Source organism: Kitasatospora sp. NA04385 (assembly GCF_013364235.1).
Taxonomy (GTDB): domain Bacteria; phylum Actinomycetota; class Actinomycetes; order Streptomycetales; family Streptomycetaceae; genus Kitasatospora.
This window is the reverse complement of sequence record NZ_CP054919.1, coordinates 149,110-167,340: the sequence shown is the minus strand read 5'-3', so window position 1 is coordinate 167,340 and position 18,231 is coordinate 149,110. Positions and strand designations below refer to the sequence as shown.

Genomic DNA, 18,231 nt, shown 5'->3' with positions numbered 1-18,231 from the left:
CGCCGAGCGCGATGCCCTCCGCCCGGCGTCCTACCGGGTGTCCCGTCGTTGACAGCGGGATCGGGCCGGGCCCTAATTGGGTTCGCCGCGCCGAGAAACACCCGGCGATCCGGCTCACCGCCCCTCGTCGGAGCCGGCCCTGCGCGCCGCGCGCACCGGAACGGGCCGCTCCCGTCGCCGCTCCCGCCGCCGGTCCGGCCCCGGCTTCGGCCCCGGAGCCCACCACCCCGATGACGCATCCTCAGGAGGCACCGTGACCACCTCGACGTCCGAACCGCGCCGCGGCGGGAGGAGACGCGCGGGCGCACCGCTCCTGCTCGCGCTCGCCCTGGCCTCGGCCTCCGCGCTCGTCCCGACCGGCGCCGCGCCGAGCGCCGCCGCGACCACCCCGCCGCTGCCCGCCTCCGACCCCGCGAACGCCGGGGGCTGGGTCTACTCCGACCACTACTCCGACGAGTTCGACCAGGCCGCCCTGGACACCGCCGCCTGGGAGAAGCTCCCGCTGACCTGGCGTCAGGCCTGGCGCTGGGACGACGGCGACGCGGCGGTCTCCGACGGCAGCCTGAACCTGACCTCCGAGTACGCCCCCGACGACTCGTTCAACCAGACCGTCCAGGGCTGGACCAGCGCGCCGTCCGGCGACAGCTACTCCGACCAGGCCGACTACGTCACCACCCAGGTCCACCGCACCGGCGGTTCGGCGCTGGTCCAGCACAACTACTACAGCTTCCACATCGTCGACCGGCAGACCTTCGCCAACCTGCCCGCGGGCACCTACAACCTCGCCGTCCAGGTGAAGTCCACGGGCACGCACACGGTCAGCCGCCTCGTCGTGACCTGCGGCGGCACCACGACCACCACCCCCGTCCCGGACACCACGACGGCCTGGACCCAGCTGAAGGTCCCCGGCGTCGCCGTCGCGGCGGGCGCCGACTGCACGGTCGGCGTCGAGAGCGCCTCCGACACCGGCGCCGAACTGGACGTCGACGACACCTGGTTCGGCGTCACGGGCACGACGGCCAACCTGCTGGCCAACCCGGGCTTCGAGACCCGGACCAGCACCCCCTACCGCTCCGGCGGCGTCAAGAGCCGCGACACCGTCAAGTACGGCTACCTGGAGGTGGGGATGAAGGCGGGCAGCGCGGACCCGGGGACCTGCCCGGCGTTCTGGCTGTACAACGTCGACCAGGTGTGGGGCAACGAGATCGACATCGAGGAGGTCGGCGAGGCCGGCCCGGCGGTCGACCAGGTCGACCTGAGCACCCACCAGTGGAAGTACCCCGGCTTCACCGGGCAGTCGAACACCGCCGGGAGCGTCACCGCCTCGTCCAGCGTCCGCTCCTCCTTCCACACCTACGGCCTGGAGTGGGGCCCGGGCTACCTGAAGTGGTACGTCGACGGGGCCCTGGCCCGGACGTACAGCAACGCCCAGTTCGACCAGAGCGGGCTGCAGGTCTTCCTCTCCCAGGGGATGCGCCCGCCGTACTCGGACTCCTCGCCGCCCCTCACCACCGGCCTGCCCAGCACCAGCCGGTTCTCCTACCTCCGGGTCTGGAAGAGGGCCCGGCTGCCGATCCCGGCCACCGACACGGTCATCGGCGTGAACGGGACGCAGACTCCCGGCGACGGCATCGGCGAGGACCTGTTCCGCTACAGCGGGAACTGGACGTCCTACATCGGCCCCGGCGGGGTCGTCACCCAGCGCTCCTACCACGCGGGCGACTCGTTCCGGATGACCTTCTACGGCACCGGGGCCGCGCTCAAGGGCATCCTCGGCCCGGCCCAGGGCAGGGCCCTGGTCTCGGTCGACGGCGGCGCCCCCACCACCATCGACGACTACGCGGCCACCCCGGTGATCGGCGAGCTGTACACCGTCAGCGGCCTGGCCGCCGGCCGCCACACCCTCACCGTCACCGTCACCGGGCAGAACGACCCGGCCGCGCAGGGCCCCTGGATATCCGCCTCCGGCATCGACGTCCTCAACGGCTGACACCCGGGGCCCCGCCGACGGCGGACCCGTCCCGGCGGCGGACGGCGTGCGGCGGCGGCCGGAACGGGTCTCCGGAGGGGGAGGGGCCGCGCGGGCGTGGTCGGCGGCGTAGCCGGTGGTGGCGCTGGCGGCGAGGGTGGACGGCAGGGCGGTGCCGGCCCACCGGCGGTGCACCGCGCCCTTGCCGGCGTGCGCGCGGGCCGCCACCGCGTCGATCGACAGGCATCCGTGGCCGATCTCGGCCGGCAGTTCCGGTGCGGCCCGGCGCAGCTCGCCGTCCCGGGGCGGGGACGCTCCGGCCACCGGGGCCGCAGGCGGTGGGGCGGGGTCGATCGGGTCGGCCAAGTCGGTTGTGGATTCCTGTTATGGCGGGGCGCCCCGCGGATCTCCTATGACGCGGGTGTGCGGGAGCGGACTGCTCCCGCCCCCGACCGGTCCGGCCGCCGTCCGGCGCCGGGATCCGCAGCCCCGCCGATCGTGCAAGGAGATCCACCCCGATGGTTCAGCGCCCTCAGCCGACCCGTCCCGCGACCGCCGTGTCCGCCCCGCTGCTCGCCGCCCTCACCGCGGGCGCCCTCCTGGCCGGCCCCGTCCTGCTCGCCGCGCCGGCCGCGGCCGCGCCGGAGCCGTCGAGCGTCGACCACCACGCCGTGGTGCTGGTCAACTTCCGCAACAAGGCCCTCACCGACGCCGCCAAGACCCGGGCCGACGCCGTGCGGAACTTCTTCGGCACCGGCAGCACCTCGCTCGCCTCCTACTACGCCAGGAACTCCGGCGGCCGGATGAGCGTGGTCCCCGCGAAGGGCGACGGGGTCTTCGGCCCGTTCACCATCGACATGGACGACTCCGCCGCCTGCGACAGCGGGAAGATGAACGAACTCGCCCGCAAGGCCATCCCCGGCGTGCCGTTCGACCACATCTCGGTGGTCTTCCACTCCGACTTCTGCTCCGCCTGGTGGGGGCTGGGCTCGGTCTCCGGCCCCAACAGTTGGTTCCACGAGGGGGCCGTCGACGACGGCGCCGCCATCATCCACGAGATCGGCCACAACCTCGGCTTCCAGCACCAGGAGCGCCAGGTCTGCCCGGCCGGCACCTTCACCACCGCCTGCACCGCCGACGAGTACAGCCACCGCACCCCGATGGGCGGCGGCGGCGAGAAGAAGGGCCTCAGCGCCCCCGAACTCCTCTCGCTCCAGTGGCTCACCGCCCAGCAGACCACCACCCCCACGGCCAGCACCAGCGTCCACCTCACCCCGCTGCACGCCCCCGGGACCGGCGGCACCCGCGCGATCGACCTCCCGCTCGGCACCGGCGGCGACCGCGTCGTCGTCGAGTACCGCACCCCCGACCCCGGCACCCCGGACGCGGACGTGCCCCAGGGCGTCGCCGTCTACCGCGTCACCAAGGGCAACTACAAGGACGCCGTCATGATCAGCAACACCGCCCAGCGGGAGAAGGCCGCCAACAACTCCCTCGACGCCGACGGCCCGGCCCTCACCGACGACGCCGCCCACCTGTCCGTCAGCGTCGTGGGCACCAGTGGCACCGGGGCCGACATCCGGATCCGGCTCGGCGCCGACGCCGCCCCGAAGACCACCGCCCCGGTCGCCGCCAAGCCCGCCACGACGGCCGCCAAGCCCACCGGCACCGCCGAGTCCGCGCGCTCCGGCGCCGCACCGGGGCCGCTCTCGGCCGAGTACCCCGACCACCAGGCCGCCGATCCCTCCAGCAACGCCCCCGCCCCCACCGCCCCCACCGCGGCCACCACCGACGGCCGGGGCCTCGCCCAGACCGGCGGCGGCGGTTCCGCGCTGCCGCTGACCCTGGGTGCCGTCGCCGCCCTGCTGGTCGGTGCCGCCCTCTTCCTCGTCAACCGCCGGGGCACCGGCCGCCGGGCCCGCCGCTGAGGGCCGCCCCGGGCTCCGGCCGGTCCGGTCCCGGCATTCCACCGGACCGGCCGGAACCCGGGATGCGCGGCTGCGGGCTGCGAGCTGCGGACCCGGTCAGTCCGGGCGGCGGGCGCGGTGACGGATGGTCAGCAGGGCTGCTCCTGCGGCGAGGAGGAGTCCGGCCGTGACCAGGACGGGGGTGAGCGGAAAACCGGTGGCGGCCAGGCGCCCGGTGGTGGGGGCGGTGGCGGCGGCCGGTCCGGGGGTGGTCGCCGGGGCCGGGGCCCGGGTGCCGGTGGCGGAGGACGAGGGGCGGGGCGAGGTCGCGCTCGCGCTGGGAGTCGCGCTCGGGCTCGCCGTTGCGCTTGCGCTTGCGCTCGGGTTCGCGCTCGGGCTCGCCGTTGCGCTCGGACTCGGGCTCGCGCTCGGGCTCGCGCTCGCGGAGGGAGACGGCGACGGCGAGGACGACGGCGACGCCGAGGGGGAGGGGCTCGGCGGGTCGCCGGGCAGGGTGATGGTGGAGGTGTCGATGTCGCCGACGGCGAAGGTGTAGACGGAGCTGTCGCTGACGCGGCCGGTGCCGTTCAGGTCGGCGCTCCAGGTGAAGGTGAGGCGGTAGACGCCGGGCTCGGTGAAGGCCCAATTGGCGTGCTGGTGGGTGTTGCTGGGGACGGGGTAGGCGGCGGGGAGCCCGGCCCGGCTGTCGAGGACCGGCTCGGCCTCGCCGAACGGGGACCACTCCCAGAGCACGACGTCCCCGGGCCCGTCCACCGCGTCCAGCGCGAGCGTCAGGTCGCCGGTCACGTCGTCGGGGGTGAAGGACTGGGTGCTCCAGCCCGCCCAGATGACGGCGGGGTCCTGGGTCTGCGGGATGCAGTAGACGGTGTGGCCGGGGGAGCCCAGGAACTCGAACCCCGTGGTGTCGTCGGTGAGATGGAGCGCGCCGGCCTCGGTGAGGTGCAGGATCACGGACTCGGGGGTGCGCCAGACCGGGGCGAGGGCGTCCCGGTCGTCGAGCAGCAGGCTCTGGAACGCGCCGTCGGCGATCCGGGGGGACACGGCGTCCACGTGGCCGGAGTCGATGACGGTCCGTTCGGTGCGGACGGGTGCCTCGACGGTGGCGGACACGCGCTGGACGCTTCGAGGTCGCGGGGTCGAGGCGTCGGCCGCCGGAGTGGCCGCGGTGCCGGCGAGGAGGACGGAAGCGGCCAGGGTGGCGACGGAAGTCAGTTGGATCGCAAGGGACTTGGGGCCTTTCACGGGGCCCTTCCTTTCGGTGCGGCGCCGGATGGGCGGAGCCGGTCGGGGCGGGAGGAGGCAGACCTTATCCGATATGAACATCGTTTCCAACTTGCGCTTCAGGTCGCGACCCGTCCCTTGCATATGAAAATGAAAATGGTTACCGTTTGCGCCGTCGAGCCCAACGAGGGCTCCGTGCAAGGAGGTTCCGTGCGTCATCACGCCCGCCTGCTCGTCGCCGCAGGCGCCCTGATCGCAACGTTCGCAGCGGCCGACCCGGCCTCCGCCACCTGCCCGGCCGTGCTCGACCACGGCCACGTGGACGTGGTCGGCCTCGGCTACGAGAACGGCCACCTGGAGATCGGCGTCCACGACGAGAGCGGCGCCGAAGAGGTCGAGTACACCCCCGAGGACGTCCTGCTGAAGGCCCTGCCCGCCGCCCGGACCACCGTGCCGGCCGGTTCCGCGTACGGCTTCCTCGGCACCGCCGGGACGCCGGTGTGGATCCTGCCCGAGGTGCAGAACCCGGACCTGCTCTGGGCCGGGTTCGGCGCGGAGGAGCTGAACGCGGGCGACTTCAGCGACGACGCCGTCCACGTGCGGTTCCTGTCCGTCCAGGGCCCCGGCAAGGTCGCCGTCTACACCGACGACGTGTTCGGCGCGCCCGAGACCGTGCTCGTCGACAGCGGCGACGGCCTGCCCGACACCGTGACCCTGCACGCCGGCGACCACACCCACGCCAACTGGGCCTTCTCCAAGCCCGGCACCTACACGCTGAAGGTCAAGGCGGACGCCAAGCTCGCCGCCACCGGAAAGACCGTCAGCTCGCGCACCGTCACCTACACCTTCCAGATCAAGAACTGAGGACGGCCGCCATGCGCGCACCCACCAAGGCACTCGGCTCCCTGCTGCTCGCCGCCGCGCTGGTCACGGGGGTCGCCACCTCCGCCAGCGCCACCACCGTCACGCTCTCCAGCGGCCACGTCGACGTGCTCGACATCGACTACAGCGGCGGGGCGCTCACCCTGGACCTGCTCGACTCGACCACCGCCACCGCGGTCGACCGCGCCCCGGCGGACGTCGTGCTGAACGTCCCGCTCGCGGCCAAGCACACCAACGTGCCCACCACGCCCGCCTGGTCGTTCCTCGGCACCGGCGGCACCGCCTGGATCCTCCCGCAGAGCCAGACGGCGGGCCTGCTCTGGGCCGGCTGGAACGCCACCGACGTCCCCGCCGGCGTCTTCCAGGGCAACCAGGTGCAGTTCCAACTCACCGCCGTCAGCGGCCCCGCCGGGTTCAGCGTCTACACCGCGGCGGGCAGCACGCCCACCAAGCTCGTCGACAGCGAGGACGGCCTGCCCGACACCGTCACGGTCGCCGCCGGGGCGCACACCCACGCCAACTGGGGCTTCGACGCGGCCGGGACGTACGTGGTGACCTTCAAGGTCAGCGGCGTCCTCGCCTCGAACGGACAGACCGTCACCTCCGCCGCGCAGCAGTACACCTTCCACGTCCTGAACGCCTGACCCCGCGGGCGGCCGGGGCCGGACCAGGCCCGGCCCCGGCCGCCCATAGCCCATAGCCCATAGCGCATAGCCCACAGCCCATAGCGCATAGCCCACAGCGCGCAGCCCGACGACCCAGGAGTCGCGACCAGCATGAAGAGTTCACGGGCCGCCCGGGCGGCGGCGGCCGGATCGGCCCTCGCCGTCCTCTGGGCCGCCGGCGGTGCGAACGCCGCAGTCCCGGAGGCGCCGGCCGGTGCCGCCACCTCGGCCGGTGCCGCCGACCTCGTTCTCGCCCTGACCGGGGCCGGCCTCGACCTCGCAGTCGGCGCCCCCGCACCCGCCACCGGCACCCCGGACGCCGATGCCCGCCTGCTCACCCTGGGCCCGGCCGACCAGGCCGCCGTCCCGGACGGCGGCCCGCCTTCCTCGGCCGGCCCGGCACGCCGCTGTGGCAACTCGGTGCGCGCGGCGGGCCGGACGCCCCGCACTGGGACACCGCGGCCGTCGCCGCCGCGGACCTCGCGCCGGCGGGCCTGTCACTCTCCCTCAGCCGGGTGCGGGGCGCCGGTGCGGTGATCCTCTACTCCACCGGCCCGGAACGCCCGGGCGGACCCACCGGCTCCGACACCCCGGTGAAGAGCGGAGGTTCGGACGCCACCGGGCCGTCCCTGCTCTTCGACAGCGCCGACGCGCTGCCCGACACCGCAGCCCTGGCCCCCGCCGCCCGGGGCGGCCTGGTCTGGGCGTTCACCAGCCCCGGCGCGTACGACTTCGACCTCACCGCCGAGGCGGCCCTGCCCGGCGGGGGAGCGGCGGCCCGCACGGTCCACGTGCACGCCACCGTCGCCGAGCCGCCCGCCGCACCGACACCCGCCACCCCCGAGCCACCCACCCCCGAGCCACCTGCTTCCGAACCGTCCACCCCCGAACCGTCCACCCCGGGGCCCTCGGCCGCCGCGCGCGCGGTCCCGTTCTCGGTCGCCCGGGCCGCCACGGCCGCCTCGCTGCCCGGGGCGGAGATCGCCACCGCCCCCGTCACCATCGGCGACGGCCACGTGGACGCGCTGGCCGGGCAGTGGGTGGACGGGAAGCTGCGGCTGCTGTTCAAGGACAGCCGCAGCCCGGACGCCGTGGTCTGGCGCGACCCCGCCGCCGTGACGGTGCACGTCGCCGACGCGGCCCGGCAGCAGGTCCCGGCCGGTGCGGCGTACTCCTTCCTCGGCGCGCCCGGCAGCACCTTCTGGCTGATCCCGCAGGTGCAGAAGTCCGGTGTGGTGTGGGCGGGTTGGAACACCGAGGCGCTCACCTCCAGCCCGCTGTCCGGGCCGCTGGAGCTGGCGCTGACCGAGGTGAGCGGCCCCGGGCAGGTCGCGATCTGGCAGACGGCCGGTCTCGGCGGGGCCACCGTCCTGTACGACAGCCGCGACGGCCTCCCCGACCGCCGTCCGGTCGACCTCGGCGTCCACGCGCACGCCAACTGGGGGTTCAGCGCGCCCGGCACCTACCGGCTCACCTTCGCCCTCGACGGGCACCTCGCCACCGGACAGGCCGTCACGGACACCCGGACCTTCACCTTCACCGTCGGGGACGGTCAGAGCGAGGCCCCCACCGCGTCCACCGGCGCGAGCCCGACCGGCACCGGCAGCGGAAGCACGACCGGCAGCGGCACCGCCACCGGCAGCGCGGCCACCGGCACCCGCCCCGGCAGCGCGGCGACCGGCACCGGCGTCCCCGGCGCGCTGGCGCAGACCGGTTCCTCCGCCACCGTCCCGCTCACCGTCTCGGGCGCGCTGCTGCTGCTCGGCGGCGGCCTGATCACCGCCGTCGGCCGCCGACGCGCCAAGCCGGACGCCGGCCCCGACGACCACCGCCCCTCGACCGCCCGGAGCGACCACCGATGAAACGGCCCACCGCCCTGCTCGCGGCCGGCGCCCTGCTGCTCGGCGCCCTGACCGCCTGCGGGCCGAAGGACGCCCCCGGCACGCCCGGCGGCAGCGGGCTCCGCGTGGTGACCACCACGGAGATCCTGGCGGACCTGGTGCGCCAGGTCGGCGGCGACCGGGTCCGGGTGGACTCGATCGTCCCGCCCGGCGGCGACCCGCACTCCTACGAGCCCACCCCCAGGGACGCGGCGAAGGTCGCCGAAGCCGACGTGACCTTCACCAACCACCTGCTCCTGGAGGAGCACGCCCTGATCAAGACCATCGACGCCAACGCCCCCGAGGACGCGCCCAACGTCTCGCTCGCCGAGGCGGCCGAGGCGTACGGCGCGCACGTCATCCCGCTGGTGGAGAACATCGCGCTGGACGTCCCGTGGCTCGGCCTGCGGGTGCTCGGCGAAGGCGCGGCACGCGGGGCGACCCGCTCCTCCGACGTGCTGCTCTCCGCCACCGAGGTCCAGGGCCCCGGCCACCTGGTCGCCTACCTCACCCAGTCGCTCGGCCAGCCGCAGGTGTACTTCGACTCCGGCGACGGCCTGGACGAGAAGGACACCACCTCGCTGCCGCCCGCCGCCCACACCCACCTGAACTGGGCGTTCACCGCGCCCGGCGTCTACCGCCTCACGCTGCGCGCCCGGTTGAAGAACCCGCAGGGCCCGCCGAGCGAACTCGGCACCGGCACCTTCACCTTCGCCGTCGGCGTCGACCCGCACGGCGTCGCCCGCCCGCAGGACACCGTCATCGACGAGGGCCACACCGACCTGACGGTCAACCTCGACACCGGCGCGCTCTCCGCCTACACCGACCTGCGGGCCGGGGACGGACGGCAGGAGGAGCTGCCGCCCGACCAGGTGGTCATCGACGTCCCGAACAAGGCCCTCGACCAGGTGCCCGACAACCCGGCCTTCGCCTTCCTCGGGCCGCCCGGCACGCCCGTCCACCAACTGCCGCAGGCCGTCCTCGGCAAGCACGTCCACGGGGAGATCGACCCGCACCTGTGGCAGGACGCCGAGAACGCCAAGGCGTACGTCCAACTGATCCGGGACACCCTGGCCCGGCGCGACCCCGGCGGGGCGGCGCTCTACCAGGACAACGCCCGCCGGTACGGGGAGGAGCTGGACGCCCTGGACGCCTACCTGTCCGCCCAGGTGGCCCGGATACCCGCCGACCGCCGGCAGCTGATCACCACCCACGACGCCTTCGGCTACCTCGCCGAGGCGTACGGACTGAAGGTCGCCGGGTTCGTCGTCCCCAACCCGGCGCAGGAGCCCGGCGCGGACGACGTGCGGCGGCTGACCACCACCATCCGCAACCTGAAGGTCCCGGCGGTCTTCATGGAGCCCAACCTCGCCCAGCGCGCGGCCGTCCTCACCCAGGTCGCCGAGGACCAGGGCGTGCGGGTCTGCACCCTGTACGGCGACGCCTTCGACGCGCACGTGCGCCACTACACCGACATGATGCGCCACAACGCCGACGAACTGCTCTCCTGCCTGGGCGGGGGTGCCCCGTGACCGCCGCCCGCCGCGCCGTGCGCGCCCTCGCCGCCGCCCTGGTGGCCGCGTTCCTCACCGCGGGCCCGTCCGTGCCCCCCGCCGCAGCGGCCGACGGCGACGCGCCGACCGTCATCGCCGACGGCCACGTCGACCTCGGGCCGCGCTTCGACCAGGGGCGCTGGACCATCGGGATCCGGGACGACAGCGGCCCGGCCCCCGTGTGGCGCGACCCCGACCACGTGGTGCTCCAGGCCGTGGACGCCGCCGCCGTCACGGTGCCGGCGGACCCGGCGTTCGCCTTCCTCGGCACCCCGGGCGCGAAGGTCTGGCTGCTGCCCCAGGTGCAGCAGCCCGGCGTCCTGTGGCCGGGCTGGAACAGCCAGGACCCGAGCGTCCTGCACGCCGTCGACCGCGAGGTCACCTGGCGGTTGGAGTCGGTCCGCGGCCCCGGACGGTTCACGCTCTTCCTGAACGGGAGCTTCGGCACGCCCGAGCAGGTCTTCGACAGCGCTCGGCCGCTGCCGCAGGAGACCGGCATCGAGACCAACAGCCACGTCCACGGGAACTGGGCGTTCACCGCCCCGGGCAGCTACCTGCTCGGCATCCGGATGACCGCCAGGACCCTGGACGGGCAGACCCACGACGCCGCCGCCGTCCTCCACTTCTCGGTGGGCCCGCAGGACCCGCGCTCGGCCCTCCCGGCCGCGCCGGACACCCCGGCGGCCCCGGTGGCACCGGTGGCGGCCCGGACGGCCCGACCGGCGTGGTCGGGCCGGGCGGTGGCCGCCCTCGCCGCAGCCACGGCGGTGCTGGCAGTGGCGGTGGTGGCAGTGGCGCTGGTGCGCCGCCGCGCGAAGGGAAGCGGAAGTGACTGAACGTCAGATCGCCTTGGAAATCAGCGGGTTGGGCGTCATGCTCGGCGGCCGGGAGGTCCTGCACGACGTGGACCTGACCGTCCGGGCCGGGGAGCTGGTCGGCCTGATCGGGCCCAACGGCGCGGGCAAGACGACCGTGCTGCGCGCCGTCCTCGCCCTGATCCCCGCCCGGGCCGGGACCGTCACCCTGGGCGGCGCGCCCGCCGAGCGGCGGCGCGGCAGCGTCGGCTACGTGCCGCAACGCCACGAGTTCGCCTGGGACTTCCCGCTCTCGGTGGAGAAGGCCGTGATGAGCGGCCGGGTTCACCGGATCGGCTGGCTGCGCCGCCCGGGCGCCGCGGACCGCGCCGCCGTGGACGAGGCGCTGGAACGGGTGGACCTGACCGGCCTGCGGCACCGCCCGATCGGGGAGCTCTCCGGCGGCCAGCGCCAGCGCGTCCTGGTCGCCCGCGCGCTGGCCCTGCGGCCCGGACTGCTGCTGCTGGACGAGCCGTTCACCGGGCTCGACGTGCCGACCCAGGACCTGCTGACCGCGCTCTTCGCCCGGCTCCGTGAGGAAGGAACCGCCCTGCTGATGACCACGCACGACCTCCCGGCGGCGGCCGACGCCTGCACCCGGCTCTGCCTGCTGAACCGGACCGTCGTCGCCGACGCCGCCCCCGGCGGCCTGCGCGACCCGGAGGTCTGGCTCCGGACGTTCGGCGTGACCCGCACCGACCAACTGCTGCACTCCCTGGGGGTGCAGCGGTGAACACCGTCCTCGCCTTCCTCACCGACCCGTGGCAGCACGTCTTCATGCGGCGGGCGCTGCTGGTCGCGGCGATGTCCGGCGTCGTCGCCGGGGTGATCGGCAGCCACGTCGTGCTGCGCGGCATGGCCTTCATCGGCGACGCCGTCTCGCACGCCGTCTTCCCCGGCGTCGCCATCGCCTTCGTCCTGCACACCAGCCTGGTGCTCGGCGGCACGGTCGCGGGCCTGGCCACCGCGCTGGCGGTCGCCGTCTTCTCGCAGAACCGGCGGCTCAAGGAGGACAGCGTGATCGGCGTGTTCTTCGCCGCCGCGTTCGGCCTGGGCATCGTCGTCCTCAGCACCGCACCCGGCTACAGCGGCTCGCTGGAGTCCTTCCTGTTCGGGCAGATCCTCGGCATCAGCGACGGGGACGTGCTGACCGTGGCGGTGGCGGGGACGGCGCTGGTCGCGGTGGCGCTGCTGCTGCACAAGGAGCTGGTCGCGGTCAGCCTGGACCGGGAGAGCGCCCGCGCGCTGGGCCTGCCGGTCCTGCTGCTGGACGCGGTGCTCTACGCGCTGGTCACCGTGACGGTGGTGATCTCGCTCCAGGCCGTGGGCAACGTCCTGGTGCTGGCCCTGCTGATCACCCCGGCGTCGTGCGCGCGGCTGCTGACGGACCGGATCGGCGCGATGATGCTCCTCGCCCCGGCGATCGGCGCGCTCTCCTCGCTCACCGGCCTGTACCTGTCGTACGCCTGGAACCTCGCCGCGGGCGGGCTGATCGTCCTGGTGGTGACGGCGGTGTTCCTGCTCTGCTGGGCCTTCGCCCCGCGGCACGGCCTGCTGGCCGGCCTGCGCCGCCGCCGCACGGCCACCGCCGCCGTCCGCGCCCCGGGTTGACCGGGCCCCGGGTTGACCGGGGGCGGCGGGGCCGACCGGCCCCGCCGCCCCCGGCCGACCGCTTACGAGGTGGGCGGGGTGGCGAAGGGGGCGCTCCAGGTCTGGTTGGGCTGGTGGCTGCCGCAGGTGTAGGTGGCGACGGTGGCGCTGGTGTTGGTGCCGAGGCCGGTGCCGGCGATGTCGATGCAGACGCCGCTGGCCTGGCGCAGCTGGCCGGACCGGTTGTAGGTCCACGTCTGCTTGGGGTCGGAGCCGTTGCAGGCGGCCAGGGTGAGGCCGGAGGAGGCGCCGGAGACGCACAGCCCGCTGTTCTGGTAGGAGGCGATCAGGCCGTCGGCCCGCCGGGTCCACTGCTGGTTCGAGGTGCCGTGGCAGGCGTAGAGGGCGACCTTGGTGCCGGTGGTGGCGCCGTTGTAGGCGTCCAGGCAGAGCGGGCTGGCCTGGAAGGCGCTCTGCACGCTGGTGATCTGGCCGGTCGGGACGGCGGCGCCGCAGCTTCCCGGGGAGATGCGGTAGGCGGCGTTGTCGTGGCTGCCGATGGTGGTGGTGAGGGAGCCGGTGGCGCTGGAGTCGGTGTGCGTCCACAGGTCGCGGACGGGGTGGGCGCAGGAGGAGCCGGGGAAGCCGATCCGGCCGAGGTCGAGGGTGTAGCTGGTGGCGGTGGCGTTCTTGTTGAGGACGACCACGGCCCGGCCGCCGTCGGCCAGCGGCTTGACGACGACGTCGATCCCGGCGGTGGTGGAGGCGTTGTCGCGGGAGGCGAGGTAGCCGCCGGCGCCCAGCGCGTCCTGGTCGACGGCGATCAGGTCGGCGTTCTTCAGGATGCCCAGCTGCGGCGCGTAGGTGGTCGGGTCGGCGGCCATCTTGCGGACGTCGGTGCTGATCATCAGGGGGGAGCCCATCGCGGACCAGAGCGCGAACTGGCTGCGCTGCTCGGCGAGGGTGAGCTGGTTGTTGTCGCCGATCAGCAGCATGTCGGCGTCGTTGGCGTTGCCCGGGCCGTTGTAGCGGGCCAGGCCGACGGTGTCGATGAAGTTCTGCAGCACGCCGCCCTCGTACCGGGCGGAGGCGTCCGGGGCGTCCCACGCGGAGGTGGTCGCGCTGTGCCAGACGCTGATGTCGGGGCTGACCCGCCACATCTGGCCGAGCCCCCGGACCCAGTCCATCGTCTCGTACTTGGCGGCGGAGGTCGGCCCGTAGCCGGCCGGCGCCGACTCGTTGAAGAGGATCTTGCGGTCCTTGTTCGCGGTGGCGGTGCCGAGGGCCTGGGCGAACGCGGTGAACTCGGTCTGCCGGTTGGTGGAGTTCGTCCCGCAGTTGTCGAGCTTGATGGAGTCGACGCCCCAGTAGGCCAGGGAGTTGGCGTCGGCCTGCTCGTGGCCCATGATGCCGCCGGGCACGCCCTGACAGGTGTTCACCCCGGAGGTGGTGTAGAGGCCGGCCTGCATGCCCTGGCCGTGCACGTAGGACGCGTAGTCGGTCAGCTCCCAGTCGAAGCCGGGCTGGCTGCTGCCGCCCCAGGTCGCGGCGCCGTGCAGGTAGCCGGCGGAGGTCCGCTGCATCCAGCAGTCGTCGACGGTGAGGTTGGTGTAGCCGGCGGCGACCAGGCCGGTGTCCTTCATCGCCTTGGCCTGGTCCTGCATGAACTGCTGGAAGGAGTAGCCGGTGCGGGTGCCGTCCAGCCGGGCCTGGGCGGCGCAGGTGAAGCGCGCCCAGTTGTTGAAGCCCATCAGCGGTTTGACGCCGACGGGGGTGCTGGTGTTGGCGGCGACCGGGTCGGCCTGGGCGGCGGGCGCGCCGCCGGCGGCGAGTGCGGCGGCGACGAGGGCTGCCGTCGTCGCGGCCGAAGCCGCTCTCCTGCTCCACTTCACGGGGGATCTCCTGCCGGGTGCGGGACGGGCCGTTCCGGTGCGCCGGGCGGGCCCGAGGGGGCGTGCGGCATGACGGCGGTCTCCTGGCGGTCGGGCCGCCGACGACGACGGAGCACGGGGGGACGCCGGGGGACCGGAGACGGCCGCCATCCACTTGGTGAGCAAAGGTGATTGATTAGCGGTTCAATCGCGCACCTTTGCGCAAACTGTGCTGGCGGTGGAGGCCCGTGTCAAGGGAGCCCGCAATCGCGGCCGAGGGCTTGACGGCCCTCGGCCGCCGCGCCGGACACCGCCGGACGCCGCCGAGCGGCCCGAGCGGGTACGGACGGCCCCCGTCACATCTCGCGCAGGCCCCAGGGCGCGCCGTAGGCGTTGAGGAGGTCGAGGAAGGGGCGGGGCGCCAGGGCCTCGGGGCCCTGGACGCCGGTGGCCTTCCAGACGCCGGTGGCGAGCAGTTCGAGGGCGATCACCGGGTTGATGGCGGTCTGCCAGACGACGGCCTGGGAGCCGTACTCGGCCATCGTCACCTCGTTGTCGGCGACGTGGTAGAGGTACACCTCGCGCGGGGCGCCGTCCTTGGTGCCCTTGACCCAGGTGCCGGCGCAGGTCTTGCCGCGCATCCGGTCGCCGAGGGCGGCCGGGTCGGGCAGGCAGGCGGCGACCACGTCGCGCGGGGAGACCAGCGCGTCGCCGACCCTGACGGGTTCGGTGCGGTCGAGGCCGAGCTTGTGCAGGGTGCGCAGGACGTCGATGAACTCCTGGCCGAGGCCGTACTTGAAGGTGACCCGCCGGGCGTCGACCCAGCGCGGCATCAGGAGCACCTCCTCGTGCTCGACGTTGACGCACTCCACCGGGCCGATGCCCTCGGGGAAGTCGAAGACCTCGGGCTCGCTGAACGGCGGGGTGGTGAACCAGCCCCGCTCCTTCTCGTAGACGACGGGCGGGTTGAGGCACTCCTCGATGGTCGTCCAGATGGAGAACGAGGGGGCGAAGTCGTAGCCGTCGACGGTCAGGTCGGCGCCGTCGCGGACGCCCAGCTCCTCGATCTCGTCGAACAGCTCGTCGGCGGCGTAGCGGGCGAACACGTCGGAGAGCCCGGGCTCCACGCCGATCCCGACCAGGGCGAGCCGCTCCGCCCGCTCCCAGTCGGCGGCCAGCGCGAACTGCTCGTCGCCGAGCTTGACGCCGGTCAGCTCGTGCGGCCGCTCGGGGTGCGGGCGGGAGAGCGACATCGCCATGTCGAGGTAGTGCACGCGGGCCGAGAGGGCGGCGCGGAACAGCGGCATGACGAAGCGCGGGTCGGTGGCGTTGAGCAGGACGTCGCAGCCGTGCCGGGCGAGGAGTTCCTCGACCGCCGGCTGGTCGGAGGCGTCGACGCGGGCCGAGGTGAAGCGGGCGTCGTGCGCGGCGGCGGCCACGGCGCCGGCGCGCTCCCCGTCGTAGTCGGCGACGACGAAGTGCTCGAAGAAGTCGCGGCGGGCGGCGATGCGGGTGATGGCGCCGCCGACGCCGCCGGCTCCCACCAGGAGGATGCGCATGCGGGGGTCTCGCTTTCGGTGTCGGTCCTCGGCGCGGAGGACGCGGGGGAGGGGGCGCCGCCCGGCCCGGTGAGGGTCCGCGGGCCGAGCGGCGCGGGGGGAAGGGCGCGGGGGAAGGGGTGCGGGGGGGTCAGGACCGGCGGTGCACCGGACCGCCGTCGGCCGCCGGGCGGACCCGCGAGCGGGCCCGGGAGGCCGCCCACGGGCCGTCCGGTCCGTACCGCCGGACGAGGTGCGAGGGGCCGTCCGGGCCCAGCACCACGAGGTCGGCGCGGCCGGGGGCGAAGGAGCACGCGGTGGCGGCCAGGCCCACCGGGTGCCCGGCCGGGCACCCGGTGACCGGGAGGTCGGTGACGGGGCCGCCCGCGCCGCCGGGGCGCAGGGCGCGCAGGCGCCCGTCCCTTCCGGCGGTGATCAGGTGCAGGGCTCCGTCCCGGTCCGCGAACGCGGTGTGCGCGACGCCGGGCACCGGCGGCGTCCACGGGGGCCCGGCGGCGGGCGGCACGTGGTGGACGGCACCGCCGGCCTGGACCAGCAGGTGCACGGCGCCGGGCCGGCCGGGGTCGGGGACGAGCGTGGCCGCCTCCGCCTCGCCGTCGGTCGGCACGGTGCGCAGCGTCCGCCAGTCGAGCACGGGGTAGCGGGCCGGGTCGGCGGTGAGGTGGGCGACGCCCCCGCCGGGCAGCGGGACGGCCGCGTGCAGGGTGCCGAGGGGGTCCTCGGCGAGCGCGACGGCTCCGGCGGCCCGGACGGGCAGGACGCCCTCGTGGGTGAAGCCCGGCCCGGGGCTCCAGCGGTAGCGGTGCACCTGCGGGCCGGAGCGGGCGAGCACCTCCAGGTGGTCCGGGCCGTGGACGCTCTGCGCGATCCGGGCGTCGTCGAAGCGGTGGCCGGCGGCGAAGCGCAGTCCGCCGCTCCAGGCGCCGGGTGGCGGCCCGGTCTCGGGCGGGGGCCCGTCGGCGGGGTCGTTGTTGTGCCAGAAGACCCAGAGTCCGTCCTCGGCGTCGGGGGCGACGAGTTCGAAGTTGCCGCGCAGGCCGTAGCGGCTCTGGGTGAGCGAGGGGAGGCCGCGCAGCGGTGGGAACGGGACGTCCGTCGTGCCCGGCACCGGTGGGGAGGGATGAGGCAGGGGCATGGTCCGGCCTTCCGGTGAGGGAGGAGGGGAGCCGTGGTGCGGTCGAGACGCTAGCCGACGCAAAAACGCGCGTCAATGAGCAGAAGTGAGCAAGAATTTCGATGCACCGATTGACATTGCTCGTTTCTGCGCGAAATCCTGGGCCCGGATCGGAGCGTCACGCACAGACCACCGACAGCACCGCGCACCGCGCACCACGCACCACGAGGAGAAACCAATGAGGTTCGTCCGAGCCCGACTCGACGGCCGCACGGCGGCCTTCCTGCTCACCGGGGCCGACGGCGCGGGCCCCGCCGCCGAGGCGGTCGAACTCGCCGCCCCGGCCGGGCCCGACCCGCTGCTCGCCCTGCTCGCCGGGCCCGGCCCGGCCGGGCTGCGCTCCGCCGCCGAACGGGCGCTGCGCGACGGCGCCCGGGTGGCCGCCGCCGACCTGGAGGTGCTCGCCCCGCTGCACCGCCCCGGCAAGATCATCGCCATCGGCCTCAACTACCACGACCACACCGCCGAGACCGGCCTGGAGCCGCCGAAGGTTCCGCTGACCTTCGCCAAGCACTCCACCTCGGTCACCGGCCCGGGCGCCCCGATCACGGTGCCCGCCGGGCTCACCGAGCAGGTCGACTGGGAGGCCGAACTGGCCGTCGTGATCGGCACCGCCTGCGGCCCGGCCCGCCGCGGCACCGCCGCCGACGTCTTCGCCTACACCGTCGCCAACGACGTCTCCGCCCGCGACCTGCAGTTCTCCGACCAGCAGTGGACCCGGGGCAAGTCCCTCGACACCTTCTGCCCGCTCGGCCCCGAACTCGTCACCACCGACGAGATCGACGACCCGTACGCGCTGCGGATCTGGACCGAGGTCAACGGCGAGACCATGCAGGACGCCTCCACCGGTGACATGATCTTCAAGATCGACGAGCTGCTCGACTTCGTCACGGCCGGCACCACCCTGGAGCCCGGCGACGTCATCCTCACCGGCACCCCGCCCGGCGTCGGCGGCTTCCGCACCCCGCCCGTCTACCTCCGCGACGGCGACACCGTGACCGTCGGCGTCGAGGGCATCGGCACCCTCGCCAACCCCGTCGTCCGCACCCAGCCCTGAGCCCGCACCCCACCCCCGGGAGCCCTCC

At 74.5% G+C, this 18,231-nt stretch carries 14 protein-coding genes; 10 read left to right on the top strand and 4 right to left on the bottom strand.

Going from position 1 to position 18,231, the window contains the following annotated elements; all coding sequences use genetic code 11:
• The first annotated feature begins 253 nt into the window (after nucleotides 1-253).
• Nucleotides 254-1,990, top strand: a complete 1,737-nt coding sequence (locus HUT16_RS00750; protein ID WP_176184423.1) for a family 16 glycosylhydrolase — start codon at nucleotides 254-256, stop codon at nucleotides 1,988-1,990.
• 497 nt (nucleotides 1,991-2,487) lie between these two features.
• Nucleotides 2,488-3,897: a hypothetical protein gene (locus HUT16_RS00745; protein ID WP_176184421.1), complete on the top strand. Its 1,410-nt coding sequence runs from the start codon at nucleotides 2,488-2,490 to the stop codon at nucleotides 3,895-3,897.
• A 96-nt stretch (nucleotides 3,898-3,993) separates the two neighbouring features.
• On the opposite strand, the gene HUT16_RS39070 is transcribed toward HUT16_RS00745, so the two are convergent.
• Nucleotides 3,994-5,007, bottom strand: coding sequence for a choice-of-anchor M domain-containing protein (locus HUT16_RS39070; RefSeq protein ID WP_176184419.1), 1,014 nt, complete (start codon nucleotides 5,005-5,007; stop codon nucleotides 3,994-3,996).
• Between the two features lie 321 nt (nucleotides 5,008-5,328).
• Here HUT16_RS39070 and HUT16_RS00735 point away from each other — a divergent pair, with 321 nt between their 5' ends.
• Genes HUT16_RS00735 through HUT16_RS00705 form a run of 7 tightly spaced genes read left to right on the top strand, consistent with a single transcriptional unit; the run spans nucleotide 5,329 to nucleotide 12,563 of the window.
• A complete protein-coding gene (locus tag HUT16_RS00735) occupies nucleotides 5,329-5,982 on the top strand; it encodes a choice-of-anchor M domain-containing protein (protein ID WP_176184417.1) in 654 nt (217 codons plus the stop codon).
• Between the two features lie 11 nt (nucleotides 5,983-5,993).
• Nucleotides 5,994-6,644 carry a choice-of-anchor M domain-containing protein gene (locus tag HUT16_RS00730; RefSeq protein ID WP_176184415.1) on the top strand — a complete coding sequence of 217 codons (651 nt, stop codon included), beginning with the start codon at nucleotides 5,994-5,996 and terminating at the stop codon, nucleotides 6,642-6,644.
• A 59-nt stretch (nucleotides 6,645-6,703) separates the two neighbouring features.
• Nucleotides 6,704-8,527 carry a TIGR03773 family transporter-associated surface protein gene (locus HUT16_RS00725; protein ID WP_368662730.1) on the top strand — a complete coding sequence of 608 codons (1,824 nt, stop codon included), beginning with the start codon at nucleotides 6,704-6,706 and terminating at the stop codon, nucleotides 8,525-8,527.
• A complete protein-coding gene (locus HUT16_RS00720) occupies nucleotides 8,524-10,077 on the top strand; it encodes an anchored repeat ABC transporter, substrate-binding protein (protein WP_176184413.1) in 1,554 nt (517 codons plus the stop codon). Before HUT16_RS00725 ends, HUT16_RS00720 begins: the two co-directional genes overlap by 4 nt.
• The gene (locus tag HUT16_RS00715; RefSeq protein WP_254897568.1) at nucleotides 10,074-10,934 is read left to right on the top strand and encodes a TIGR03773 family transporter-associated surface protein; all 861 of its coding nucleotides are present in this window, start codon (nucleotides 10,074-10,076) and stop codon (nucleotides 10,932-10,934) included. Before HUT16_RS00720 ends, HUT16_RS00715 begins: the two co-directional genes overlap by 4 nt.
• 37 nt (nucleotides 10,935-10,971) lie before the next feature.
• Nucleotides 10,972-11,685, top strand: coding sequence for an anchored repeat-type ABC transporter ATP-binding subunit (locus HUT16_RS00710; RefSeq protein ID WP_176192408.1), 714 nt, complete (start codon nucleotides 10,972-10,974; stop codon nucleotides 11,683-11,685).
• The gene (locus tag HUT16_RS00705) at nucleotides 11,682-12,563 is read left to right on the top strand and encodes an anchored repeat-type ABC transporter permease subunit (protein ID WP_176184411.1); all 882 of its coding nucleotides are present in this window, start codon (nucleotides 11,682-11,684) and stop codon (nucleotides 12,561-12,563) included. The genes HUT16_RS00710 and HUT16_RS00705 overlap by 4 nt, the downstream gene beginning before the upstream one ends.
• 62 nt (nucleotides 12,564-12,625) lie before the next feature.
• On the opposite strand, the gene HUT16_RS39065 is transcribed toward HUT16_RS00705, so the two are convergent.
• The 3 genes from HUT16_RS39065 to HUT16_RS00690 form a co-directional block, all read right to left on the bottom strand.
• Nucleotides 12,626-14,434 carry a ricin-type beta-trefoil lectin domain protein gene (locus HUT16_RS39065; RefSeq protein ID WP_176184409.1) on the bottom strand — a complete coding sequence of 603 codons (1,809 nt, stop codon included), beginning with the start codon at nucleotides 14,432-14,434 and terminating at the stop codon, nucleotides 12,626-12,628.
• A 335-nt stretch (nucleotides 14,435-14,769) separates the two neighbouring features.
• The gene (locus HUT16_RS00695; protein ID WP_176184407.1) at nucleotides 14,770-15,972 is read right to left on the bottom strand and encodes a saccharopine dehydrogenase family protein; all 1,203 of its coding nucleotides are present in this window, start codon (nucleotides 15,970-15,972) and stop codon (nucleotides 14,770-14,772) included.
• A gap of 130 nt (nucleotides 15,973-16,102) precedes the next feature.
• Nucleotides 16,103-17,107 (bottom strand): hypothetical protein, encoded by a 1,005-nt coding sequence (locus HUT16_RS00690; RefSeq protein ID WP_176184405.1) that lies wholly within the window; start codon nucleotides 17,105-17,107, stop codon nucleotides 16,103-16,105.
• Between the two features lie 217 nt (nucleotides 17,108-17,324).
• Between HUT16_RS00690 and HUT16_RS00685 the strand changes: the two genes are divergently transcribed.
• Nucleotides 17,325-18,203 carry a fumarylacetoacetate hydrolase family protein gene (locus tag HUT16_RS00685; protein ID WP_176184403.1) on the top strand — a complete coding sequence of 293 codons (879 nt, stop codon included), beginning with the start codon at nucleotides 17,325-17,327 and terminating at the stop codon, nucleotides 18,201-18,203.
• The last annotated feature ends 28 nt before the right edge of the window (nucleotides 18,204-18,231 follow it).